Source organism: Neorhizobium petrolearium (genome assembly GCF_029854435.1).
GTDB classification, from domain to species: domain Bacteria; phylum Pseudomonadota; class Alphaproteobacteria; order Rhizobiales; family Rhizobiaceae; genus Neorhizobium; species Neorhizobium petrolearium.
The window spans coordinates 1,012,549-1,035,763 of the sequence record NZ_CP123000.1; the positions used below are offsets into that span (position 1 = coordinate 1,012,549).

Consider the following 23,215-nt stretch of genomic DNA (forward strand, 5'->3'; position numbering starts at 1 on the left):
TTCAGAGCGGCACGATCCGGTTGTCGAGGAAGAACCATTGGCCCGGATGGGCGGCGATGATCGGCTCGACCACGGAATTGAGCAATACTACATCTTCGATCAGCCGGCTTCCCGGCGAGTCCTCCGGCGGCAAATCGACCGGCGGCAAAGCATGGAAGGTGAAGCGCGTCCCGCCGTCGCGGGTCAGATAGACGGGCTGGATGAGTGCGCCGGTCTTTCGCGCCATCCGCGAGACCAGTGCGTAATTGCCTTGCAGATGCGGCCTTCGTCCGAAGAAGGGGGCGCGCATGATCCCGCCGAATCCCTCGTCGCAATAGATGAGTAGGTTGCCGCCGGACTGGAGAATTCTCAAGGCAGGCCGGACATAGCTCCTGCCGGGCGGCAAGAGGCCAAGCCCGCCGCGCCGCCGGATGCGGTCGGTGATCCACTGGTGCGAGCGGCGCTTCGGCGGATCGTAATTGGTGGTGACGGTAAGCCCCATGTTGATCAGGCATTGCCAGAGAATTTCGAGGTTCCCGGTATGGAAGCCGATGAAGATCACCGGGCGGCCGGAGCACTGGGCAACGAGGTCTTTCGTGCCGACGAAGCGGATGTTGCGGCCGGCAGCCAGCCTTTGCAGGACGGAATATTCCGCCCGCTGCCGCCCCTGCGAATCGGCAAACTCTTCCGCCCATCGGTCGATCTCCGCCTCCGATGCATTCGGCCGGATGACCCTGAGATTGTTCCTCACACGGGAGAGAGCCTTTTTATGCCAGCGCGGCACGGCAAAGCGGCCAAGCGCGCCGCCGATTTCGGAAACCGCCTTTGCCGGCAATAGCTTGAAGGCAAAGAACATCAGGATTTCGCCGGCGTTGCTCAGGGCGTCGGGGCGCCAGAAATCGAGGAAGCGCTGCCGGGGCTCGCCGCCGGCGAAGAAATCGCCAAGCGTCGGCGCATCGGTTTCCCTGTAGAGCCAGGCCTTGCGCTTGGTCGGGCTTGCGGTGGGCGGCATATCTCCAGTCTCGGTCATCGACCCTCACCGCCGATGGAGGGTGACGGGCAGGCCGCCGCGGGGCCTCAGCGTCAGCCGGCTGACGGGCTCGACCCTGTGGTCCTCCGGCACGCGCAGGCGAAACCTTTGGGCGAGCACGGCAAGGCAGAGGATCGCTTCCGTGAGACCGAATTGCAGGCCCGGGCATATGCGCGGGCCGCTTGCGAAGGGAATATAGCTGTAGGGCGTCGGCCGCTTTTCCAGGAAGCGCTCCGGCTTGAAGAGATGCGGATCGGCGAAAAGCGAAGGTGTCCGGTGCAGGACCCACGGCACGATCAGGATGAGGGAAGCAGGCCTGACGTCGAGGTCGCCGATCAGGTCGGCCTGCTTCGCCTGTCGGGCGAGGATCGGGACGGGCGGATAGAGCCGAAGCGTTTCCTCGATCACCGCCGTGCACCATTTCAGGTTGGGTACATCCGCGACGGTCGGCACGTTGCTGCCGCAGATCTCTTCGATCTCCGCATGCACCGCCTCCTCGACCCACGGCGCCCTGGAGAGCAGATACCAGGCCCAGGTGAGCGTCGCGGCGGTGGTCTCGTGGCCTGCCATGAAGATGGTCGCCGCCTCGTTGCGGAGCGCGACCACGTCGAGATTGAGTTCCGGATTGCGCTTCTGCCTGCGGATCAAGAGCTCCACCATCGAATTGTCGTCGCCCTTGCCGGCCAGGTGATCCTCGATCACCCGGTCGATAATGCCATGGATGCGCTTGACGGAACGGCGGAGCGAAGGGGTTCGAAGGAGCGGCAGGCCTTCGTCGAAGCCGAGGAAATAGCCGATATTGATGGAGTCGATCAGCGCCTGATAGCTGGTGAATCCGTCGGTGACCATGCCGGCGCGTTCCTCGCCGAGATCATTGCCGAAGACGCTGCGGGAGATGATTTCCGCCGTCAATCCCGCCATCTCGTAGAGCGCATTGACGGACGCGCCGTCCCCGAGTCCCGTCCAGCGTTCGGCCAGTTCGAGCGACGTGTTCTTCATGATATCGCCGAAGGCGGGCACGCGGTGCTTGTGGACGATGTCCGCGACAAGCGGGCGCCTCTGTTTCCAGGTTTCGCCGTCCGAAATGAACAACCCGTCGCCGAGCAGATATTCCAGCGCCCGGCGCATCTGTGGCGTCTTGCGTTCGAAATTCTCGTGCCGGGTCGCGACCACGTATTTGATCGCCTCGGGGGAGTTCACGGCAACGATCTGCCGCCCGAAGAGCTTGATGTCCCGGACCGTTTCCCGGTGGTCGCTCTGTCGCCAGATCGACAGGAAATCCTGGCGTGCAGTCATCAGCCGCTGCAACTGGTTGCCGGGCCGGCCGCTGTAATAGGAGGGGTGGGCCGGCTCGAAACGCTTGCGGGCGGTCTCCAGCTTCTCGATCGTCTGCGTTTCCGCGGCAAGCCATGCCAGCATGGGAATAGAAACCTTTCATAGATAGCGGCGCTCCCCGAACATCGAGCCTGCCCATTGCGCCGCACCGCGGTTTTCACCTGCGCCTGCCTACGGCGTCAAGGTGTCGTTTGCCGCATTCAGCGCAAGCGGGGAGCGCGGGAACGATCGCTCGTTTGCATTGTTAGGTCGGCTCAAGCACAGGGAGAGAAGAACATGCACAAGACTCTCGCGGCTGTTTCCGCAGCGTTGATCGCTCTTTCGGGCGCAGCCTATGCACAAACGACAATCATCACGAAGGATCCGGCGGTTACCGGCTCGACGACGATGGAACTGCCCGGCGAGGTCCGGACCTATGTGATGGAACAGACCGTTCCGTCGGTCACCTATGACGGCACGCTCGCGGTTGGCACTGCGCTGCCGGACACCGTGGAAATCCATACCATCCAGGATCATCCGGACTACGCCTACACGGTCGTCAACGAACAGCGCGTCGTCGTCAATCCGCAAACGCGTACGGTAATCCAGGTTCTGGAATAACGCACCAGGAGAACCAGGAAGCCCGGCAAGGACAGCCGGGTTTTCGCTGTTGGTGTTGCGGCGCAGCATTTCGCAGGCTATTGTGTCGCATCACAAGGACTCGGGTGAAACTCCCGGGTGGCTCTTCCGGCCGCCGATCCGCCGGACAACGCAAAGCATCAGCCGTTCCGACACCCGGATATCTCTTTCCTGGCGGATGCAGTTCTTTTTGCGAAGTTTCCTGATGAACAAACTTTCTGCGTACCGCCGTGAATGGTTTTCCAACATTCGTGGCGATATTCTTTCGGGCATCGTGGTGGCGCTTGCCCTGATTCCGGAGGCAATCGGATTTTCGGTCATAGCAGGGGTCGATCCCAAGGTCGGTCTCTTCGCCTCTTTCGCCATTGCCTGTGTCTCGGCGTTTACGGGAGGGCGACCGGGGATGATTTCGGCCGCGACGGCTGCGACTGCCGTGCTGATGGTGACGCTGGTCCGCGATCACGGCCTTCAATATCTTTTCGCCGCGACATTGCTGATGGGCGCGCTGCAGATTCTGGCGGGGCTTGCAAAGCTTGGCCGGGTCATGCGCTTTGTCTCGAAGTCGGTCATGACCGGTTTTGTCAATGCGCTCGCGATACTGATCTTTATGGCACAACTTCCCGAACTGATCGGCGTTCCGGTCGAGACCTATGTCATGATCGCGGCGGGGCTTGCCATCATTTATCTTTTCCCGAGGATCACGAAAGCCATCCCTTCGCCTCTGGTCGCGATTGCTGTCCTCACCGGAGCATCGGTCTTCCTCGGCATGGATATCCGCACAGTGGGCGACCTTGGAGAACTGCCATCCGCGCTGCCGGTCTTCGCCCTGCCGAGCGTGCCCCTGACGTGGGAGACGCTTCAGATCATCTTTCCCTATTCGCTTGCTCTTGCTGCGGTCGGTCTATTGGAATCCCTGCTGACGGCAAGGATTGTCGACGACATGACCGACACGACCAGCAACAAGAGCCAGGAATGTATCGGCCAGGGTGTCAGCAATATCGCCTCCGGTCTCATCGGCGGCATGGGCGGCTGCGCGATGATCGGTCAGTCGGTCATCAATGTTTCCTCGGGTGGACGCGGCAGGCTGTCGACCTTCGTGGCCGGGGCTTTCTTGCTCTTCCTCATCGTTGTGCTCGACGATCTCGTCCGCATCATCCCGATGGCCGCTCTGGTTGCCGTGATGATCATGGTTTCGATCGGCACGTTTTCCTGGCGCTCGATCGGTGACCTCAGGCACAATCCGCTGCCGTCGTCGGTCGTCATGCTGGCAACCGTGGTGACGGTTGTCGCGACCCACGATCTGGCCAAGGGGGTTCTGGTCGGCGTGTTGCTGTCCGGCATTTTCTTCGCCGGCAAGGTCGCCCGTCTTTTCCACGTCCGCTCGGAACTCAACGCCGATGGCACGAGCCGGACGTATAGAGTTGACGGTCAGGTATTTTTCGCCTCCACGGAAAGCCTGATCAAGGCTTTCGACTTTGACGAGCCAATAAAAAGAGTGCTGATCGACGTGAGCGAGGCCCATCTATGGGATATTTCCGCAGTCGGCGCGCTTGACGACGTCGTGCTGAAATTCCGCCGGCGTGGAATCGATGTGAGCGTTCACGGTGTGAATGAAGCAAGCGCCAGCATGATCGATCGCTTTGCGCTTCACGACAAGGAGCATGCCTCGTTTGCAACTCCGGCATCTCATTGATGGAGAAAGAGCCCCGGAAAGCTCTGCTCTCCGGGGCGCCAAAAATTGAAGCTTGCCGTTTCAGTCGTTCGCCGTGACCTCGATGCCGAGTACCTTCGGTAGCGTGTCGGGGGCGCCCATGGCAGCGCCCATGACCATCGGGAATGGAACGCCGTTTTCGGGCTCGGCGCTGATAGTGAAGCTGCCGGGATTGTCGAGATAGGTGTTGACCGCCGCGCTCACCATGTTCTGCAGTTCCGGCAGGTTGTACTGCGCGAGCATCATCGGCGCCATGCCCTTCAACATCTGGGCCATCTGCTCGCCGGTGGTGCCTTGGCTCTTGCCCGCATAGTCGAGTGCGCGCTTGGTGATGCCGGCATCCTCGAAGCGGATTTCCGCACTGTTGAAGGTGAGGCGTTGCATCAGGCCGAGCATGGCGAGGCTCGCGGCTTGCTGCGCCTCTTCCTTGTTGGGGTTCGCTTCCATCGCCTTGGCGGTCTCGTTTGCCGATTTGATGAAGTCCAGCGTGTAGCCGGAGATGCTGAACGTGAGATTGAGGCGGCCGATATCGGCGAAGTCGAGCGCATATTCGTCGACGTCCAGTGCACCGTCTTCCGGCGCCCAGCTTCCCTGCATCGTCACCTTGCCGTCGAGGGAGGCAATGCCGAGCTGCTGAAGGGCTTCCCTGGCCTTGGCGTCCTCGATGAGGCTCAGGTCGCTCTTGATGCCGTTGGCCTGGAGATCGAAGCCGATGGAGGAATTGTCGTCTGCCACTTCCGTCGTTAGGTTCGTTTCATCGACAGAGAAGGCAGGCTTGCCGTCGATCGTTGCAGCCATCTTGCCGATATGCGCCTCGTCATAGAGAAGGACCGCGTCCAGGCTGTTGGCGGTAGGATCGGATGGGACGACAAGGCCGCTCATCGAGATGTCCGAAGCGGTGAAAGTCGTCTTGTCCTGCGTGATGTCCACATTGTCGAAGGAAGCGGTTTCGATCGTGTAGCCGCCGTTGTTTTCCTCCACGCCTTCGAGGCGGATCGTGCCAAGCGGAAAGCTCGGCTGACCGGAGGTGGCGGTGAACCTGGCATTGGTAAGTGTCACATCCGAACCGTTGACCGCGACCGATTCTGCAGAGAGGCTGCCGCTGCTCTGGACCGAAATCGCATTGCTGATCTTGGCGACGAGGTCGTTGCCGTCCAGCGCGAAGGCCGGCCCGGCCAGTGTGGAAAGCACGACGCCGGCGAGAAGCAGCCGGGCCCTGGTGGAGTATTGCATCGATTTTTCCTCCTGGCGGGCAAAGGTTTGGCCCGCGATCATTTGAGTTGGTGCGGCAGTTATAGGCGAGGATGTTGAAACGTCCATCGGATTGTTCGGTATTTCTCGCGGCGAAATTGCGGCTTTGCCCTGGGAACGAAAGGATGGCGAAATTCATCGCTGTGGCCCGTTCTCCACAGACGCTTCGTACATGATTCTTGCCGGGAATCAGGCTTTCCGGTAGTCAAGGCCCATGGGACAAAATCTGACACCTCCTTCCGGCGGCGACGGCGGAGACAATATTCTTCCGGTGGACCTGAAGGCTGCGCTCGAGGAGCGTTATCTCGCCTATGCGTTGTCGACCATCATGCATCGTGCTCTGCCGGATGTGCGTGACGGGCTGAAGCCGGTCCATCGCCGCATCATCCACGCTATGAGCGAGATGGGCATCCGCCCGAATTCGGCCTTCAAGAAATGCGCCCGCATCGTCGGCGATGTCATTGGTAAGTTCCATCCGCATGGTGATCAATCCGTCTACGACGCGCTTGTTCGCCTTGCCCAGGATTTCTCGCAGCGTTATCCGGTCGTCGACGGGCAGGGGAATTTCGGCAATATCGACGGAGACGGCGCCGCCGCCTACCGTTATACCGAAGCCCGTATGACCGAGGTCGCCGGTCTCCTGCTGGAGGGGATCGAGCAGGATGCGGTCGATTTCCGTCCGACCTACAACGAAGAGGACAGCGAGCCGGTCGTCCTTCCGGGCAGCTTTCCCAATCTTCTTGCCAACGGCACCTCGGGTATCGCCGTCGGCATGGCGACCTCGATCCCGCCGCATAACGTGCATGAGCTGTGCGATGCGGCTCTGCATCTGATCAAGCATCCGGACGCGACCGTCGAGGACCTGATGGCCGACCCGGCCGATCCCGCCAGGGGCGGCATCGAGGGGCCCGACCTGCCGACCGGCGGCATCATCATCGATAGCCGGGCCTCTATGATCGAGGCCTACAAGACCGGCCGCGGCGGCTTTCGCGTGCGCGCCCGCTGGCAGATCGAGGATCTCGGCCGTGGCGGCTATCAGATCGTCGTCACCGAAATCCCCTTTCAGGTGCAGAAATCGCGGTTGATCGAGAAGATCGCCGAGCTGCTGCTCGCCCGCAAGCTGCCGCTGCTGGAGGATGTGCGCGACGAATCGGCGGAAGACGTTCGCATCGTTTTGGTGCCGAAGAGCCGAACGGTGGACGCCACGCTGCTGATGGAATCGATGTTCAAGCTGACGGAGCTGGAAAACCGCTTCCCGCTCAACATGAATGTCCTCTCCATGGGCCGCGTGCCGAAGGTGATGGCGCTCAACGAGATTCTGAGCGAGTGGCTGGGACACCGCAAGGAAGTGCTCATCCGCCGCTCGCGTTTCCGGCTGGCGGCGATCGACCGGCGGCTCGACATTCTCGGCGGCCTTCTCATAGCCTATCTCAATCTCGATGAGGTGATCCGCATCATCCGCGAGGAGGACGAGCCGAAGCCGGTGATGATTGCGCGCTGGTCGCTCACGGATACGCAGGCGGAAGCCATCCTCAACATGCGGCTGCGCAACCTGCGCAAGCTCGAAGAGTTCGAGATCCGCACCGAGTTCGACGAGCTCACCAAGGAAAAGGCGGATATCGAGGCGCTGCTGGCGTCCGACGACAAGCAGTGGCGGGTCGTCGAGCACCAGATCCAGGAGGTCCGCAAGAGTTTCGCCAAGGGCCGCGGCAAGCCCTATGCGCGCCTGACGAGTTTTGCCGACGCGCCGGAGGCGGATATCGAAGCGATCAACCAGGCGATGATCGAGAAGGAACCGATCACCGTCGTCGTCTCGCAGAAGGGCTGGATCCGCGCGCTCAAGGGGCACATGTCCGATACGTCGAACCTCACCTTCAAGGAAGGCGACGGGCCGAAGCTCGCCTTCCCGGCGCAGACGACCGACAAGCTGCTGCTGGTGACGACGGGAGGCAAGGCCTACACACTCGGCGCCGACAGGCTGCCGGGCGGCCGCGGCCACGGCGAACCGGTCCGCATCATGGTCGACATGGAGAACGATCAGGACATCCTGACCGCTTTCGTGCATGACCCGTCGCGCAAGTTGATCCTCGCCTCGACTGCGGGCAACGGCTTCGTGGTGGCGGAAAGCGAAATGATCGCCAACACCCGCAAGGGCAAGCAGATCATGAACGTCGGCATGCCGGACGAGGCGAAGCTCGTCGTGCCGGTTTCGGGCGATCACGTCGCTGTGGTCGGCGAGAACCGCAAGATGCTCGTCTTCCCGCTCGTCCAGCTTCCCGAGATGAGTCGCGGCAAGGGCGTGCGCCTGCAGCGCTACAAGGACGGCGGCATTTCCGACGTCAAGTGTTTCGCGATGGCCGACGGGCTTTCCTGGGAAGACAGCGCCGGCCGTGTCTTCACGCGCAACAAGGACGAGCTTCTGGAATGGATAGGCGACCGCGCCTCCGCCGGACGCGTCGTGCCGAAGGGCTTTCCGAGAAGCGGGAAATTTGCGGGGTGATCAGGTCTTCGCCAAGTGGCTGAGGGCGACGTGATATTTCCTCATCGCCATCTTGGCGGCGAGGAGTTGACGCTGGAAGTCTTCATCCGACACGTTTTTGGGATCGAACAGCTCCATGCCTGTATCGTCCGCATGGATTTCGAGTACATGGCCTTCTTTCCAGCCGAGACGATCGAGGACGTCCTGCGGCAGGACGATGCCATAGTCTTCGCCGATTTTCTGGATGGTGGCCTTCGTGCTCATTGCTGCTCCTCACGGTTGAGCTGTGATGCTGCCATAGATAGATTGAAATGCGAGCGCTATATCAGGCGGAGGTTGCCATCTGCGCCTTCACCCTCTCCACTCTCCGCATCTGCCAGAGCGAATAGCCGATCAGCGCCAGGATGAGGATCGCGCCGCCGAGAAGCGTGCGGGAAGAGGGGATTTCCGAAAAGATCAGCCAGACCCAGATCGGCGCAAGGATCGTTTCGAGCAGGTAGAACATGCCGACTTCCGGGCCGGAGAGATATTTCGGGCCGGTTGCCAGGCACCAGAAGGCGAGCGGCATCATGACCGCTCCGTCGAATATCACCCAGAAGGGATCGGGGACCGAAAAGCCGCCCGTGCCGGCAAGGGAAGATATGCCCACGAAGGCAAGTCCGATCAGCCCCGGCATGACAGCCGCGACGAGCGGCACGAAGCCCATGTCGATGCGCGTCGCCCGGCCGATGGTGATCGCCAGCGCCAGCACCAAGGAGACCAGAATTGCCAGCGCATCGCCGAAGAGATGCCCCCCGGAAAGGCCGCCCGAAACGATCAGTCCGACACCCAGGAGCATTATCAGCATGGTGAGAAGCGTCGCAGGCGAGGGGCGTTCCTTCAGCACCAGCCATCCAAGGAGCGCGGCGAACATCGGCGTGAAGGCGACGATGAAGACGACATTGGCGGTCGCCGTGTTGAAGATGGCGCCGAGGAACGCGATCGTCGAAATGCCGTAGCAGAAGCCGGCGGCGAGGCCCGCCTTGCCGGGGATCAGGATCGGGCGGCTGGAACCGAAGCGGCGGACGAGGAGCCAGAGGAGGATTGCCGCCAAGAAGGTGGTGACGCTGCGCAATAGGATCGTCGACCACAGTTCGCCATGGCCGAGCCTGACGAGCGGCACGTCGAAGGAGAGCGCGAGCCCGCCGATGGTGGTGAGCACGAGGCCCTTCTTGTGACTGTTCATGGAGAGGGTCGGGTATCAGGCGTCGGTTGAGGGATCGTAGAGCTCCCAGCCGCGCGGGGTGAGATGCTCCTGCGGCAGGAAGCGGGTCTTGTAGCCCATCTTTGAAGAACCCTTGACCCAATAGCCGAGATAGACATGCGGCAGGCCGAGCGCCTTCGTGCGGTTGATGTGGTCGAGGATCATGAAGGTGCCGAGCGACCGCTTTTCGAGTTCGGGGTTGAAGAAGGAATAGACCATGGAAACCCCGTCGCTCATCATGTCGGTGAGTGCCACGGCCAGCAATTCCCCCTTCGGCTCATTGCTGATGCCCGAACCCGGCTCGCGACGGCGGTATTCGATGATGCGGGTGTTGACATGCGTATCCTCCACCATGATGGCGTAGTCGAGTGCCGACATGTCGGACATGCCCCCGCGCTGGTGCCGGTCATCGAGGTAACGGCGGAAAAGCGAGAATTGCTCGGTGGAGGGTTGCGCTGGATAGACGGTCGAGACCAGGTCGCTGTTGGTCGCGAGCACGCGCCGCATTGAACGGTTATGCTCGAAATCATTGGCGAGGATGCGGACCGAAACGCAGGCGCGACAGGATTCGCAAGCCGGGCGATAGGCGATGTTTTGCGATCGTCGGAAACCGCCTTGGGTGAGGAGATCATTCATTTCGGCGGCGCGCGGACCGACCAGGTGAGTGAAGACCTTGCGCTCCATCTCGCCCGGAAGGTAGGGACAAACTGCCGGGGCCGTCAGATAAAACTGCGGTGAGGGCGTTGCCTGGGTATTCATTGCGTCGCGGTGGTCCCGTCTTGTCATCGTAATCCATACCATGGCGCATAAAAGTAAAACGTCAACCATGTGCAGCGTGGCACAGCACCGCTTGCACGACAAACGTTCTGTCGGTGACGGTTACGCGGTCCGGATGATGACGGTGCCGAGCAGCATGTCGTGCACGAGACGCGAGCGTTCGGTGAAGAGGCCGACGAGCAGGATGAGCGGCGTCAGCACCGAATTGATGATCCAGAAGATCACCGTGTGGGCGACCGCCGTCAGGAAATCCATCCGCCGGCCGTCGAGACGGGCCATGGCAACCCCCATGGCGCGCATGCCGGGCGAGGCCTGGTTCGGGCCGCCGAGCGTCAGGCCGAAATAGAGAAGCGCGACGATCACGAAGAGCGCGGGATAGAGCATGAAGCCGAGCCCGAGCGTGATGATGCCGAGGAAGAAGACGACGACCGCTGCCGGAATGCAGAGCAGCAGGATGATCAGGTAATCGATGACGAAGGCAAAGACCCGCCGCGAAAGGACGCCGCTATAGGCGCGCCAATCGTCGGGGGCGGCATAGGCGGGGTTCGGGTCGAGCGTCATCGGGTTCGTGTCTCCTGTTTCTACCCCAAGGATATGGGTAGAAACCATTTATACAACAAGTCTCAGCGGCTTTTTGCCAGTTTCTTCGCCGCATCCACCGCGAAATAGGTGAGGATGCCGTCGCAGCCGGCGCGCTTGAAACAGAGCAGCGTCTCCATCATGATCCGCTCGCCGTCGATCCAGCCGTTCATCGCGGCCGCCTTGATCTGCGTATATTCTCCCGAGACCTGATAGGCGAAGGTTGGCAGCCCGAAGGCTTCCTTGATGCGCCAGCAGATATCGAGATAGGCAAGACCCGGCTTCACCATCAGCATGTCGGCGCCTTCCTCGACGTCGAGTGCTGCGTCGCGCAGGGCCTCGGTGCCGTTCGCCGGCGAGATATAGTAGCTGTTCTTGTCACCCTTCAGGAGGCCGCTCGTGTTGATCGCCTCGCGATAGGGTCCGTAGAAGCCGGACGAGAATTTCGTCGCATAGGACATGATGCCGACATCCTGGTGGCCTGCGGCATCGAGCGCGTGGCGGATCGCGCCGATGCGGCCGTCCATCATCTCCGACGGCGCGATGATGTCGGCACCGGCGTCCGCCTGCATCACGGCCGCCCTGACGATCTGATCCACCGTCTCGTCGTTGACGATCACGCCATCGCGCAGGATTCCGTCATGGCCGTGGCTGGTGAAGGGGTCGAGCGCCACGTCGGTGATGATGCCGATATTCGGTACCGCCTTTTTGATCGCCGCCGTTGCATGATTGATCAGATTGTCTGGAACAAGGCTGTTGGAGCCGGTCTCGTCGCGCAGTTCCATTTCGATGTCGGGAAATGTGGCGATCGCCGGAATGCCGAGATCGGCGGCCTCTTTTACCGCTTCCACTGCCTTGTCGACGCTCATGCGGCTGACGCCGGGCATGGCCGCGATCGGATCGACGATGCCGGTGCCGGGCACGATGAAGATCGGCCAGATCAAATCATCGACCGTCAGCCGGCTTTCCTGGACGAGGCGGCGCGTCCAGTCGGCCTTGCGGTTGCGCCGCATGCGGCGATGGCCGGTGATCTCGTCGACCAGATGCGTCTTGTCCATGATAGAGCTCCATTCTTCTGCAATTGCGCCGCTATTATCATGGAGCAGGATCTTTATGAATGGGCGGGATCGCCGCAGCGCTAAATCCAGAGATCGTTTTGGGCGGTGCGTTCGCCGCCTTCGTGACCGGTGTTTAAAACGCCGCGCGGCTCCACCAGCATCATCTTTACTTCCTTTTCGGCAAACGGCTTGTGTTCGACACCCTTCGGCACGACGAACATTTCGCCGGGACCGATATGGACGGAGCCGTCGCGGAAATCGATCCGCAAATCTCCTTCGAGAACGATGAAGGTTTCATCAGTCTCGGGATGATCATGCCAGATGAAGTCACCCTGGATGCGGACGAGCTTGAACTGGTAGTCGTTCATTTCTGCTACGACGCGCGGCTGCCAGAGGTCGGGAATCCGCTGCAGTTTTTCGGCAAGATTGATTGATGCGCGGGAAAAGTCGCTGCTCATGTCTGCTCCTTCGGTTGGCGGCAGATTTAGCCGGGCCGAATTCAAAGCTCTTGAACGATTGTGCAGGCGCTGGTCCGGCACTGGCGGTTGGCGGCCGGGGCGGCTAGTGTAGATCCTATGGAGCCTGATTCACTGAACGTACCGAGGCGCACGCTGACGGAAATCCTTTACGTGATCTTCCTGCGGATGATCGCGCTCATCTGCTTCTGGTTCGGCCTGCAATATTGGGCGATGCTGGTCGGCTATTCGCTGCATGGCATGGCGCGCTTCGATCTCCTGAGCCTTCCCTGGAAGGTGGCGGCGTCTTCTCTCGCGGTTCTTTTCCCGGTCGCCTCGCTCGGTCTCTGGCTTGCGGTTTCCTGGGGACCGGTGCTTTGGGCGATCGCTGCCGTGACGCAGGTTCTGATGTATATGGTCTGGCCCGAAATCTTTGGCTACAACCGACTCGTGCCCCTCATGCACGGTCTCGTGGCGGCGCTTTATATCGTTTTCCGCCTCTCCTTATGGATCGAAGCCCGCCGCAAAGCCGAGCGGGTAAGGATTGATTTACCCTGAAATTAAAGCTTTTGGGGCTGCATTTGACGAAAAATATCCGGCTAAGTTGTTGATTTGTAATAGCCTGAAGTGTCGGCTCTCATAGCCGGCAATCGGCCGCCGGAATTCGACGCGCCGCGTTAAGCCTTTGTTAAGCCTATGTTTTAAGTCGAATTTTATGCGTATTGGATAGTGTCTGTCTCAAGGCGGGAAGAAACAAACACCGCCAAACAAAACAGAGTGAGGCAGTCATGATGAACACGAAACTGAAGCCGCAGGCGGCACCGGCAGTAGCAGAACCGCATGAAGAAACCATTCGCTCCCTTTACATGGAATCGCTGCATCTGGTCGAACGCCTGCACCGCCGTCTTCTCGATGTGATCAAGGATGAATTCGACCGCCAGGGCCGCGACGATGTCAACGCCGTTCAGGCACTCCTGCTGTTCAACATCGGCAATTCGGAACTGACGGCCGGCGAACTGCGCTCCCGCGGTTACTATCTCGGCTCCAACGTGTCCTACAACGTCAAGAAGCTGGTCGACCTCGGTTTCATCAACCATCAGCGTTCACGCATCGACCGCCGCTCGGTCCGCATCAGCCTGACGCCGGAAGGCCAGGCGATCGCCGAAACCGTCGCCAGGCTCTACGAGCGTCACATCGGCTCGATCGAAAAGGTCGGCGGCATCGGCGAAGGCGAGTTCAGCCAGATGAACAAGCTGCTGCAACGCCTCGACCGTTTCTGGAACGACCAGATCCTCTATCGTCTGTAATCGAAAGCTCCAGCAGCCGTCTCATCCACAGGGGCGGCCGCCGGCAAAAGACCTCCTCAGCGATCGGAACCGGATGCGTCCCCTGCGCCTCCGGTTTTCGCGGTTGACGGGCAAAGGGCATGCAAAAAGATCACATGCCCCGCACGGCATTGTGACACGCCGGCACCTGACACCAATTCGCCATATTGCTATGGGACCCGCTGAACCAAAGGGCCGGTGGGGTTTCGTGCGGGACTTCGTGCTTCACGATATCGCGATGACGACGAGGCCGTGGCCGGCGGCGCATTCTTTTGCGCATTTGTTAACCATATCCCGGTAGGCGTTTAAGACGATACTCGGGACCAGATGGGTAGTATGATGTCGAAAAAGACCGGATCCGAAGTTCTGTCCCGCCGCGCGTTGCTCCGCTCGGCCGTTTCCGCCGGAGCTGCGGCGCTTGCCGCACCTGCTCTTGCGCAGTCGGCCGTCGACGACCTCATCAATGCGCCGCGCCGCGGCACCTGGGACGATCAGTTCGACGCCAAGGCGGCGTCGCGCACGGCCGTCGGCGTCGTCTCCAACAATCCGGTTCTCGGCCCCGGCGGTCCGGCGAACATCCAGCAGGCGATTTTCGATTATCAGCAGATCGTTTCGAACGGCGGCTGGCCTGAAATCAATCCCGGCCAGCAGCGTCTCAAGATCGGCGTCGTCGATCCGTCCGTTCAGGTTCTGCGCCAGCGCCTGATGATTTCCGGCGACCTGCCGCGGGAAGCCGGCATCTCGTCCGCTTTCGATTCCTATGTCGACGGCGCGGTGAAGCGCTTCCAGGCCCGTCACGGCCTGCCGGCCGACGGCGTTCTCGGCGAATTCACCGTCAAGGCGCTCAACGTATCGGCCGACGTCCGCCTGCAGCAGTTGAACACGAATCTCGTCCGTCTCCAGACGTTCTCGGGCGATCTCGGCCCCCGCTACGTGATGGTCAACATTCCGGCCGCCTATATCGAGGCGGTGGAGAACGACCGCGTGGCGCTGCGCACCAATGCCGTCGTCGGCCGCATCGACCGGCCGACGCACGCCATCAACTCGAAGATCTACGAAGTCATCCTCAACCCCTATTGGACGGCTCCGCGCTCGATCGTCGAGAAGGACATCGTGCCGCTGATGCGCAAGGATCCGACCTATCTCACCCGCAACAACATCCGCCTGATCGACGGCAAGGGCAACGAAGTCGCGCCGGAAACGGTCGACTGGTTCGCTCCGAAGGCGCCGAACTTCATGTTCCGTCAGGACCCCGGCAAGATCAACGCCATGGCCTCGACGAAGATCAATTTCCACAACCCGAACAACGAATACATGCACGACACGCCCCAGCAGGGCCTGTTCAACAAGCTGATGCGCTTCGAATCCTCGGGCTGCATGCGCGTGCAGAACGTTCGCGACCTCATCACCTGGCTGCTGCGGGACACGCCCGGCTGGTCGCGCCAGGAGATCGAGCGCGTCATCGCCGGCCGCGTCAACACGCCCATCAAGCTGGCGGAGGAAGTGCCGGTCTATATCGTCTACGTCACGGCCTGGTCGGCGAAGGACCGCGTCGTGCAGTTCCGCGACGACATCTACGAACTCGACGGCAATCAGGAACTGGCGCTGCAGACCACGACCGGTGTCGAGAAGCCGGCCGGTTCCATCGAGGACGACATGCTGCCGCAGTAAGCCGGCGCAGTCGTCAGACCATCGAAGGCCGCATCCGCAAAGGGTGCGGCTTTTTCGTTCAAAGGCTTTTCGCCGCGTCTTCAGGCCCGCAAATGTCGTTCTCCATATTGCCCTGTACCCGGCAGGGCGCTAAGACGCGACATCGCATGCCCCACCCCTTCGAGGAGCCTCGCACATGTCGAACACCAATGCCTTCTTCTCCCGTCCTCTCGCCGAATCCGATCCGGAAATCTTTGGTGCGATCGAGAAGGAACTGGGTCGCCAGCGCCATGAGATCGAGCTGATCGCTTCGGAAAACATCGTTTCCCGCGCCGTGCTCGAAGCGCAGGGTTCGATCATGACCAACAAGTATGCGGAGGGTTATCCGGGCAAGCGCTATTACGGCGGCTGCCAGTTCGTCGACATCGCCGAGGAACTGGCGATCGAGCGCGCCAAGAAGCTTTTCGGCGTCAACTTCGTCAACGTCCAGCCGAATTCCGGCTCGCAGATGAACCAGGCGGTTTTCCTGGCGCTGCTGCAGCCCGGCGACACGTTCATGGGCCTGGACCTCAATTCGGGCGGACACCTGACCCACGGCTCGCCGGTCAATATGTCCGGCAAGTGGTTCAACGTCGTTTCCTACGGTGTGCGCGAAGGCGACAATCTCCTCGACATGGACGACGTGCAGAAGAAGGCCGAGGAGCACAAGCCGAAGCTGATCATCGCCGGCGGCACGGCCTATTCCCGCATATGGGACTGGAAGCGTTTTCGCGAGATCGCCGATTCGGTCGGCGCCTACCTGATGGTGGATATGGCCCATATCGCCGGCCTCGTTGCAGGCGGCCAGCATCCGTCGCCGTTCCCGCACTGCCATGTGGCAACGACGACGACGCACAAATCGCTGCGCGGCCCGCGCGGCGGCGTCGTCATGACGAATGACGAGGAACTGGCGAAGAAGATCAATTCGGCCGTCTTCCCGGGCCTGCAGGGCGGTCCGCTGATGCACATCATCGCCGCCAAGGCGGTCGCTTTCGGCGAGGCGCTGCAGCCGGAATTCAAGGAATATGCCGCGCAGATCGTCAAGAACGCCAAGGCGCTTGCCGAGACGCTGAAGGCCGGCGGCCTCGACATCGTTTCCGGCGGCACCGACAACCACCTGATGCTGGTCGATCTCCGCAAGAAGAACGCCACCGGCAAGCGCGCCGAAGCAGCCCTCGGCCGCGGCTACATCACCACCAACAAGAACGGCATTCCATTCGACCCGGAAAAGCCTTTCGTAACCTCCGGCATCCGCCTCGGCACGCCGGCCGGCACGACGCGGGGCTTCAAGGAAGCGGAGTTCAAGGCGATCGGCAACCTGATCGTCGAGGTTCTCGACGGCCTGAAGGTCGCCAATTCCGACGAGGGCAATGCCACCGTGGAAGCCGGCGTTCGGGAAAAGGTCGTGGCGCTCACCGGCCGTTTCCCCATGTACCCTTATATGTAAGCCGAAAACCTAAGACCTAAGGAGAAGCGATGCGCTGCCCCTATTGCGGCTCGGAAGACACGCAGGTCAAGGACTCGCGCCCGGCGGAGGACAATACCTCCATCCGCCGGCGGCGCATCTGCCCGGATTGCGGCGGCCGCTTCACCACGTTCGAGCGGGTGCAACTGCGCGAACTGATGGTCACCAAGAAGACCGGCCGCAAGGTGCCGTTCGACCGCAACAAGCTGGTGCGCTCCTTCCAGATCGCGCTGCGCAAGCGGCCGGTCGACAACGACCGCATCGAGCGGGCGGTCTCCGGCATCGTCCGGCGACTGGAAAGCTCGGGCGAAAGCGAGATTTCGTCGGAGGAAATCGGCCTGCAGGTGCTGGAAGCCTTGAAGAGCCTCGATGACGTGGCCTTCGTGCGCTACGCGTCGGTCTATCGCGATTTCTCCCATGCGGAGGATTTCGAAAAGGTGATCGCCGAGATCAATGCCAAGATCGCTCGCGATCCCGGCGTGGAGCCATAGGAAAGCGTGACGGATGACCGCGGCTGATGACGAAAAGTTCATGACGCGGGCGCTCGAACTGTCGCGTCGGCATACCGGCCTGACCGGCACCAACCCATCGGTCGGCTGCGTCATTGTCAAGGACGGCGAGATCGTCGGCGAGGCGGTAACGGCGCCGGGCGGCAGGCCGCATGCGGAAGCCCAGGCGCTCGCGATCGCCGGCGACAAGGCGAGGGGGGCGACCGTCTATGTCACGCTCGAACCCTGCTCGCACTACGGCAAGACGCCGCCCTGTGCCAATGCGCTGGTGGAAGCCGGCGTCGCCCGCGTCGTCACCTGCCTGACCGACCCGGACCCACGTGTCTCCGGCCGAGGATTGGCGATCCTCGAGGAGGCGGGCATCATCGTGGAAAACGGCTTGATGGAGAAGGAGGGACGGCGGGCGCTCGCCAGCTACCTCATGCGTCAGACGAAGGGCCGCCCCTATGTGACGCTGAAGCTTGCGGTTTCCGCCGATGGCATGCTTGGCCGTCCGGGTGAAGAGGTGGCGATCACAGGGCTGCTCGCCAAGGACGAGGTGCATCGGCTGAGGGCTCAGGCCGATGCCATCCTCGTCGGCATCGGTACGGTGCTTGCGGACGACCCGGAACTCACGGTCCGAATTCCCGGTATGGAGGACAGGTCGCCCACCCGCATCGTTCTCGACAGGCGGCTCGTCCTGCCGCTGACCTCCAATCTTGTGCGGACGGCGAAGGACGTGCCGGTGATTGCGGTTGCCGGCGAACCGCCGTTGTTCAGCGACGATCCGGATCAGGCCGTCATCGAGCGCCGGGAGGCCCTCAGGGCGGCCGGTGTCGAAACGCTCCAATGCGACCCGCACGATCTGGAACTGCTGTTGGGAGCGCTGTCGACCCGGGGGATCTCCTCCATCCTGGTCGAGGGCGGGGCTGCGGTCGCGAAATCCTTCCTGAATGCTGGCCTCGTGGATCGCATCCTGCTGTTCCAGGGCATCGGCACGATTGACGGCAACGGCCTTGAATCGCCCGTCGTGCCATCCGATATCCCGGACGGCTTCGAGCTGGTCGGCGAAGCCGCATACGGTCCTGACCGCGCGTTCGAATACGAAAGGGTCTCCTGATGTTCACCGGAATTGTCACCGATGTCGGCACGGTCTCCGAACTGACGCCGATGGACGAGGGGCTGAAGCTCAGGATCGCCACCAATTACGATCCGAAGACGATCGATATGGGCGCCTCGATCGCCCATGCCGGCGTCTGCCTCACGGTGACCGCTCTTCCGGACGGAGGCAGCAACGAGCGCTGGTTCGAGGTGGAAGCCTGGGAGGAGGCGCTCAGGCTGACGACGGTCTCCGCATGGACCGAGGGTACACGGATCAATCTTGAAAGGCCGCTGAAGATCGGCGACGAGCTCGGCGGCCATATCGTTTCCGGCCATGTGGACGGCAAGGCGGAAATCCTTGCGATCGAGCCGGAAGGCGAGGCGGTGCGCATCCGTCTTCGCGCGCCGGAACATTTGGCTCGCTTCGTCGCGCCGAAGGGTTCGGTCGCGCTCGACGGCACGTCGCTGACGGTCAACGCGGTCGAGGGCACGGATTTCGACGTGCTCCTGATCCGCCATACACTGGCCGTCACCACCTGGGGCGACCGCAAGCCGGGCGACTTCGTCAATTTCGAGGTCGACACCATGGCCCGCTATGCCGCGCGCCTGGCGGAGTTTCCGGCAAAGGGCTGAGGTCTACGCCGCCCGTGCGCCTGCTTCACGGGCAAGCACGACGATCGGGCCGTGGTAGTTGCTGCGGGCGAATTCGTGGAAACCGAACTTGGCGGCAAGCCGCAGAGAGGCCTGGTTTTCCGGGCTGATGATGCAGGTCATTCGCTGGCCTGGAAAATGCGCATCGGCCCAGGCAAGGAGCGCGCCGACCGCCTCCGTCGCATATCCCTTGCCGTGGGCGGAGGGGATGAGCGCCCATCCGGTTTCAAGCGTACCTTCGATAGAAGGCTCGAAATCGCGGCGCATGTCCTGGAAGCCTGCCTCGCCGAGAAGCCGGCCCGTCGCCTTTTCCTCGATCGCCAGGAAACCGAAGCCCATCAGGTGCCACATGCCGTTGACCCGCAGCATCCGCCCCCAGCTGTTTTCCCGCGTAGAGGGAACCCCCGTGATGAAGCGAACAACCTCCGGATCGGCCCAGAATGCCGCATAGGCATCGAAATCCTCGATCCGGTGCGGTCTGAGGATGAGCCGCTCGGTCTCGATCGTTGGGATGCCGGCGCCCTTGCGGGACGTAGCCTGTTCGAACGGGTCGAACGTGAAATCGGCGGAATTGGCGACGGGCCCAGTCGGTTCGTTCATGGCGCGCTCCTCTTTTCTGCGAGGAAAAGACCACGCTTTGTGGCGCTCTGCCAGCCCGAACTTTCAATGTCTTCTTTGGCGCATCGTGGGCGCCGTCACCGGCTGATGCGGAACTCCGTCGGAAACTCTGCCAGTGTGGTCGCTTGTGTTTCCACACCGGAAACCGATGCGGCCGGAGGCCCGCGTCGAAAGCGCTCGATCATCATCGAGACCTCGGCATGAGGGCCTGCAATCAGGGCGACCACCGCCCCGTCCTCTTCGTTGCGGACCCAGCCCGTCAAACCGAGCCGGACCGCCTCGTCGCGTGTCCAGACGCGGAATCTGACGCCCTGGACCCTCCCGGTTATTCTGACAAGGACGGCATTATGATCATCGGACATGGTCGCCTCCTCTTGGCAACGCCATTGAAATGGAAACGAGGGAAGCGGGGTCAAGAGGCATCGGAGCGCGTTCGGCCGCCGGTTCCGCCAGCCGTTCATCCCCCGCGGCGAGGACGTTTCCCCTCTGCAGCTCAAATTCCTCAATCACTTGGCCCTTTTCTCATCCTCGCTCTTCCAACCCATGCCTACAATCTCTCCGCTTCCGTCGCCGGAGTGTTTCGCGAGACGTTCGCGGGCAGGCGGGGGCCGGCGCTTCCATCCGAACCGTAACGTGCGGGGACGGTGGAAGAGGTGAAAGCCATGGAGGAGAGCGGGCGACAAACCCGATCGCCTCCTATCAAGCCTCCCCCTGGCCGCCGGGTCAGGTTCGGTTGAGCCGTGCAAGTGGTGAGCCTGTCCCGAAAAGACGGGCGTGAACGAGACCACGCAGCGAGGCGAGATGATCACCTGTAGGGGCCGGAAGCCCCGAGAGAACGCCGAAGGCCACGCACATGCGCAGCCACCATATTATACATTTGAGAGGTTTCGCATGTGCGTGGGCTCTCCCGTAACTGATTGCGAACTACGCCGGCTTCCGCGCGTAGGCAGATCTGCTGTGCCGGCGCTGCAGGGCTGCGGCTCTAAAAACACTTGCCAATCCGCCCGCGCCATGATTTGACCGCCGCAATCGGGAAAGATGCAAATCCCGCCAATTTCCGCAGGAAAAACCCATGTCCGATACCAAGCCCCACATGCTGATCGTCGAGGCGCGCTTTTACGACGACATGTCCGATGCGCTGCTCGACGGTGCGACTCATGCGCTCAAGGAAGCGGGAGCGACCTATGACGTCGTGACGGTTCCGGGTGCCCTGGAGGTTCCGCCGGCGATCGCGATGGCGCTGGATGCAGCCGAGGAAGGGGGCAGGAATTACGACGGTTTCGTTGCGCTCGGCATGGTGATCCGCGGCGAGACCTATCATTTCGACATCGTCTCGAACGAATCCGCGCGCGCGCTGATGGATCTTGCCGTCTCCGAATCACTGGCGATCGGCAACGGCATCCTGACCTGCGAGAACGAGGAACAGGCCTGGGCGCGTGCGCGCCGTTCGGACAAGGACAAGGGCGGCTTTGCTGCCCGGGCAGCGCTTTCCATGATCGCGCTGCGAGAAAAACTTTATGGTGGTTGATTTCATGACAAAGGAAGGCGAACAGCCGGTCAAGCAGGCCAATCAGCGAGGCGCCGCCCGTCTTGCCGCCGTGCAGGCACTTTATCAGATGGATATAGGCGGCACTGGCGTGCTGGAGGTCGTGGCGGAATACGAGGCCCATCGCCTCGGCCAGGAACTGGACGGCGAGACCTACCTGAAGGCGGATGCCTCCTGGTTCCGCTCCATCGTCTCCGGCGTTGTACGCGACCAGACGAAGATTGACCCGCTGATCCGTGCCTCGCTGCAGGAAGACTGGCCGCTCTCGCGCCTCGATTCGACGCTGCGCGCCATCCTTAGGGCGGGTACGTTCGAGATTCTCGAGCGCAAGGACGTGCCGGTAGCCGTCATCGTCACCGAATATGTCGAAATCGCCCGTGCCTTCTTCGAAGAGGACGAGCCGCGCATCGTCAACGCCGTTCTTGACCGTATCGCCAAGCAGGCGCGCGGCGAAGCGAAGAAATAGCCGGGCAGGGACCTATGGACGCAACGGTGGACGGTCTTCAGAAGCAGTTGCAGACGGCCCGGCGCAGCGTCGCGCTCCTTGCCGCCACCCAGGCGATCCTGGGTTCGGGTCCGCCCATGGTCTTTGCGCTCGGCGGGCTCGCGGGTTATCAGCTTCTCGGTGACGACAAATCGCTTTCGACGGCGCCGCTGACCGGCTTCAATGTCGGCATGGCGGCGGGCGCCGTCGCGATCGCCGTCTCCTCGCGTTTCCTCGGCCGCAAGTCGAGCTTCATGCTGGGCGCACTTCTGGGTGCATTCGGCGCAGCCGTTGCGGCAATCGCGCTCTTCCAGGCGAATTTCTGGCTCTTCGCGCTGGGCCTCTTGCTGATCGGCCTCTGCAACGGCTTCACCCAGAAAATCCGCTTCGCCGCCGCCGATGCCTCGCCGTCCTTCTACAAGCCGAAGGCGATTTCCTGGATTCTGGCGGCCGGCGTCGTCTCTGCGGTGCTCGGCCCGCAACTTGCGATCTGGACCCAGGATCTGTTCGAGCCGGTTCTGTTTGCCGGTGCCTTCATGGCGATCATTCCGCTCTGCTTGCTGGCCATCGCCATGCTTTCGCCGCTGAAACTGCCGGAGGCTGTCGGCACCGCTTCGGCGGGGCCCGTACGACCGCTGCGCGAGATCGTGCTGACGCAGCGCTTCATCACCGGCATGGTCTGCGGCATCGGCTCCTATGCGTTGATGACCTTCATGATGACCGGCGCGCCGCTCGCCATGGTGATCGGCTGCGGTTTCCCGTCGGAAATGGCGACTCTCGGCATCCAGTGGCATGTGCTCGCCATGTTCGCGCCGAGCTTCTTCACCGGCATGCTGATCTCCCGCTTCGGCGTGGAGAAAATCGTCGCCGCAGGCCTTCTCATCCTCATGGGCTGCGCGGTCGTCGCCCATATGGGCATCGAACTCTGGAACTTCTGGGGTGCGCTGGTGCTGCTCGGCATCGGCTGGAACTTCGGCTTCATCGGCTCGACCGCGATCGTCGCCTCCAGCTACCGCCCGCACGAGGCCGACAAGGTGCAGGGTTTCCACGACATCATCCTGTTCACCACGGTGGCCCTCTCGTCGTTCTCCTCCGGCAAGGTCTTCACCGCTTATGGCTGGTCGTTCATGAACCTCATCATCTGGCCGGTGACGATCCTCTGCCTCGTCCTCATCCTGGCGCTGATGGCCAAGTCGCGTTCCACCAAATCTGCTTGAAGTCTTGCCCTTTCGGGCTTGACGCCGGTTCTTCTCCACCGCAATCTCGCCTCCGCGTGAGCGAACCCGAACTCCCGGGGAGGGGAGGCGGTCGCCTGCGCGGAAATGCGCATGGA

24 protein-coding genes and 1 other annotated feature are annotated in these 23,215 nt (G+C 61.8%); of the genes, 13 read left to right on the top strand and 11 right to left on the bottom strand.

Annotated features, from left to right (window positions below):
- Nucleotide 1: 1 nt before the first annotated feature.
- Nucleotides 2-1,009 (bottom strand): lysophospholipid acyltransferase family protein, encoded by a 1,008-nt coding sequence (locus QEO92_RS05245; RefSeq protein WP_227702401.1) that lies wholly within the window; start codon nt 1,007-1,009, stop codon nt 2-4.
- 6 nt (nt 1,010-1,015) lie between these two features.
- On the bottom strand, nt 1,016-2,428 hold the full coding sequence (locus QEO92_RS05250) for a cytochrome P450 (RefSeq protein WP_037150641.1): 1,413 nt from the start codon (nt 2,426-2,428) through the stop codon (nt 1,016-1,018).
- Between the two features lie 192 nt (nt 2,429-2,620).
- Between QEO92_RS05250 and QEO92_RS05255 the strand changes: the two genes are divergently transcribed.
- Together QEO92_RS05255 and QEO92_RS05260 are read left to right on the top strand one after the other, a co-directional pair.
- Nucleotides 2,621-2,944, top strand: a complete 324-nt coding sequence (locus QEO92_RS05255) for a DUF1236 domain-containing protein (RefSeq protein ID WP_037150643.1) — start codon at nt 2,621-2,623, stop codon at nt 2,942-2,944.
- Between the two features lie 93 nt (nt 2,945-3,037).
- Nucleotides 3,038-3,095, top strand: a sequence feature (sul1 is cis-regulatory element that is thought to sense ions involved in sulfur or methionine metabolism; They are found in Alphaproteobacteria).
- Between the two features lie 72 nt (nt 3,096-3,167).
- Nucleotides 3,168-4,655: a SulP family inorganic anion transporter gene (locus tag QEO92_RS05260; protein WP_227702402.1), complete on the top strand. Its 1,488-nt coding sequence runs from the start codon at nt 3,168-3,170 to the stop codon at nt 4,653-4,655.
- A gap of 60 nt (nt 4,656-4,715) precedes the next feature.
- On the opposite strand, the gene QEO92_RS05265 is transcribed toward QEO92_RS05260, so the two are convergent.
- Nucleotides 4,716-5,906, bottom strand: a complete 1,191-nt coding sequence (locus QEO92_RS05265; protein ID WP_037150646.1) for a hypothetical protein — start codon at nt 5,904-5,906, stop codon at nt 4,716-4,718.
- Between the two features lie 232 nt (nt 5,907-6,138).
- On the opposite strand from QEO92_RS05265, the gene parC reads away from it, so the two are divergent.
- Nucleotides 6,139-8,424, top strand: coding sequence for a DNA topoisomerase IV subunit A (gene parC / locus QEO92_RS05270; RefSeq protein ID WP_037150648.1), 2,286 nt, complete (start codon nt 6,139-6,141; stop codon nt 8,422-8,424).
- On the opposite strand, the gene QEO92_RS05275 is transcribed toward parC, so the two are convergent.
- From QEO92_RS05275 to QEO92_RS05300, 6 genes are all read right to left on the bottom strand, one after another.
- A complete protein-coding gene (locus tag QEO92_RS05275) occupies nt 8,425-8,667 on the bottom strand; it encodes an AbrB/MazE/SpoVT family DNA-binding domain-containing protein (protein WP_227702403.1) in 243 nt (80 codons plus the stop codon). It abuts the gene before it with no gap.
- 61 nt (nt 8,668-8,728) lie between these two features.
- A complete protein-coding gene (locus QEO92_RS05280; protein ID WP_227702404.1) occupies nt 8,729-9,628 on the bottom strand; it encodes a DMT family transporter in 900 nt (299 codons plus the stop codon).
- 15 nt (nt 9,629-9,643) lie between these two features.
- Nucleotides 9,644-10,405, bottom strand: a complete 762-nt coding sequence (locus tag QEO92_RS05285) for an arginyltransferase (RefSeq protein ID WP_227705093.1) — start codon at nt 10,403-10,405, stop codon at nt 9,644-9,646.
- Between the two features lie 120 nt (nt 10,406-10,525).
- Nucleotides 10,526-10,984 carry an RDD family protein gene (locus tag QEO92_RS05290; protein WP_227702405.1) on the bottom strand — a complete coding sequence of 153 codons (459 nt, stop codon included), beginning with the start codon at nt 10,982-10,984 and terminating at the stop codon, nt 10,526-10,528.
- A 62-nt stretch (nt 10,985-11,046) separates the two neighbouring features.
- Complete coding sequence (gene hemB / locus QEO92_RS05295) at nt 11,047-12,063, bottom strand: porphobilinogen synthase (protein ID WP_227705094.1); 1,017 nt, start codon at nt 12,061-12,063, stop codon at nt 11,047-11,049.
- A gap of 77 nt (nt 12,064-12,140) precedes the next feature.
- Nucleotides 12,141-12,518 carry a cupin domain-containing protein gene (locus QEO92_RS05300; RefSeq protein WP_227702406.1) on the bottom strand — a complete coding sequence of 126 codons (378 nt, stop codon included), beginning with the start codon at nt 12,516-12,518 and terminating at the stop codon, nt 12,141-12,143.
- A gap of 117 nt (nt 12,519-12,635) precedes the next feature.
- Here QEO92_RS05300 and QEO92_RS05305 point away from each other — a divergent pair, with 117 nt between their 5' ends.
- From QEO92_RS05305 to QEO92_RS05335, 7 genes are all read left to right on the top strand, one after another.
- Nucleotides 12,636-13,073 carry a DUF6163 family protein gene (locus QEO92_RS05305; protein WP_227702407.1) on the top strand — a complete coding sequence of 146 codons (438 nt, stop codon included), beginning with the start codon at nt 12,636-12,638 and terminating at the stop codon, nt 13,071-13,073.
- Nucleotides 13,074-13,306: 233 nt separating this feature from the next.
- Nucleotides 13,307-13,822 (top strand): transcriptional regulator LdtR, encoded by a 516-nt coding sequence (gene ldtR / locus QEO92_RS05310; RefSeq protein ID WP_037150934.1) that lies wholly within the window; start codon nt 13,307-13,309, stop codon nt 13,820-13,822.
- A 357-nt stretch (nt 13,823-14,179) separates the two neighbouring features.
- Nucleotides 14,180-15,511, top strand: a complete 1,332-nt coding sequence (locus tag QEO92_RS05315) for a L,D-transpeptidase family protein (protein ID WP_037150937.1) — start codon at nt 14,180-14,182, stop codon at nt 15,509-15,511.
- Between the two features lie 175 nt (nt 15,512-15,686).
- Nucleotides 15,687-16,976: a serine hydroxymethyltransferase gene (glyA, locus tag QEO92_RS05320; RefSeq protein WP_227702408.1), complete on the top strand. Its 1,290-nt coding sequence runs from the start codon at nt 15,687-15,689 to the stop codon at nt 16,974-16,976.
- A 29-nt stretch (nt 16,977-17,005) separates the two neighbouring features.
- Complete coding sequence (gene nrdR, locus QEO92_RS05325) at nt 17,006-17,485, top strand: transcriptional regulator NrdR (protein WP_037150667.1); 480 nt, start codon at nt 17,006-17,008, stop codon at nt 17,483-17,485.
- A gap of 13 nt (nt 17,486-17,498) precedes the next feature.
- Entirely contained in the window at nt 17,499-18,602 is a 1,104-nt protein-coding gene (ribD, locus tag QEO92_RS05330) for a bifunctional diaminohydroxyphosphoribosylaminopyrimidine deaminase/5-amino-6-(5-phosphoribosylamino)uracil reductase RibD (RefSeq protein ID WP_227702409.1), read from the top strand.
- Complete coding sequence (locus tag QEO92_RS05335; RefSeq protein WP_227702410.1) at nt 18,602-19,216, top strand: riboflavin synthase; 615 nt, start codon at nt 18,602-18,604, stop codon at nt 19,214-19,216. The genes ribD and QEO92_RS05335 overlap by 1 nt, the downstream gene beginning before the upstream one ends.
- Before the next feature lie 3 nt (nt 19,217-19,219).
- Here the strand turns inward: QEO92_RS05335 and QEO92_RS05340 are convergent, their stop codons facing one another.
- The gene (locus QEO92_RS05340) at nt 19,220-19,834 is read right to left on the bottom strand and encodes a GNAT family N-acetyltransferase (RefSeq protein ID WP_227702411.1); all 615 of its coding nucleotides are present in this window, start codon (nt 19,832-19,834) and stop codon (nt 19,220-19,222) included.
- A 95-nt stretch (nt 19,835-19,929) separates the two neighbouring features.
- Nucleotides 19,930-20,214 (bottom strand): acylphosphatase, encoded by a 285-nt coding sequence (locus QEO92_RS05345; protein ID WP_227702412.1) that lies wholly within the window; start codon nt 20,212-20,214, stop codon nt 19,930-19,932.
- A gap of 710 nt (nt 20,215-20,924) precedes the next feature.
- Here QEO92_RS05345 and ribH point away from each other — a divergent pair.
- Genes ribH through QEO92_RS05360 form a run of 3 tightly spaced genes read left to right on the top strand, consistent with a single transcriptional unit; the run spans nt 20,925 to nt 23,099 of the window.
- Nucleotides 20,925-21,380, top strand: a complete 456-nt coding sequence (gene ribH / locus QEO92_RS05350) for a 6,7-dimethyl-8-ribityllumazine synthase (RefSeq protein ID WP_037150676.1) — start codon at nt 20,925-20,927, stop codon at nt 21,378-21,380.
- 4 nt (nt 21,381-21,384) lie between these two features.
- The gene (gene nusB / locus QEO92_RS05355; protein WP_037150948.1) at nt 21,385-21,864 is read left to right on the top strand and encodes a transcription antitermination factor NusB; all 480 of its coding nucleotides are present in this window, start codon (nt 21,385-21,387) and stop codon (nt 21,862-21,864) included.
- 14 nt (nt 21,865-21,878) lie between these two features.
- The gene (locus QEO92_RS05360; protein WP_227702413.1) at nt 21,879-23,099 is read left to right on the top strand and encodes an MFS transporter; all 1,221 of its coding nucleotides are present in this window, start codon (nt 21,879-21,881) and stop codon (nt 23,097-23,099) included.
- Nucleotides 23,100-23,215 lie beyond the last annotated feature (116 nt).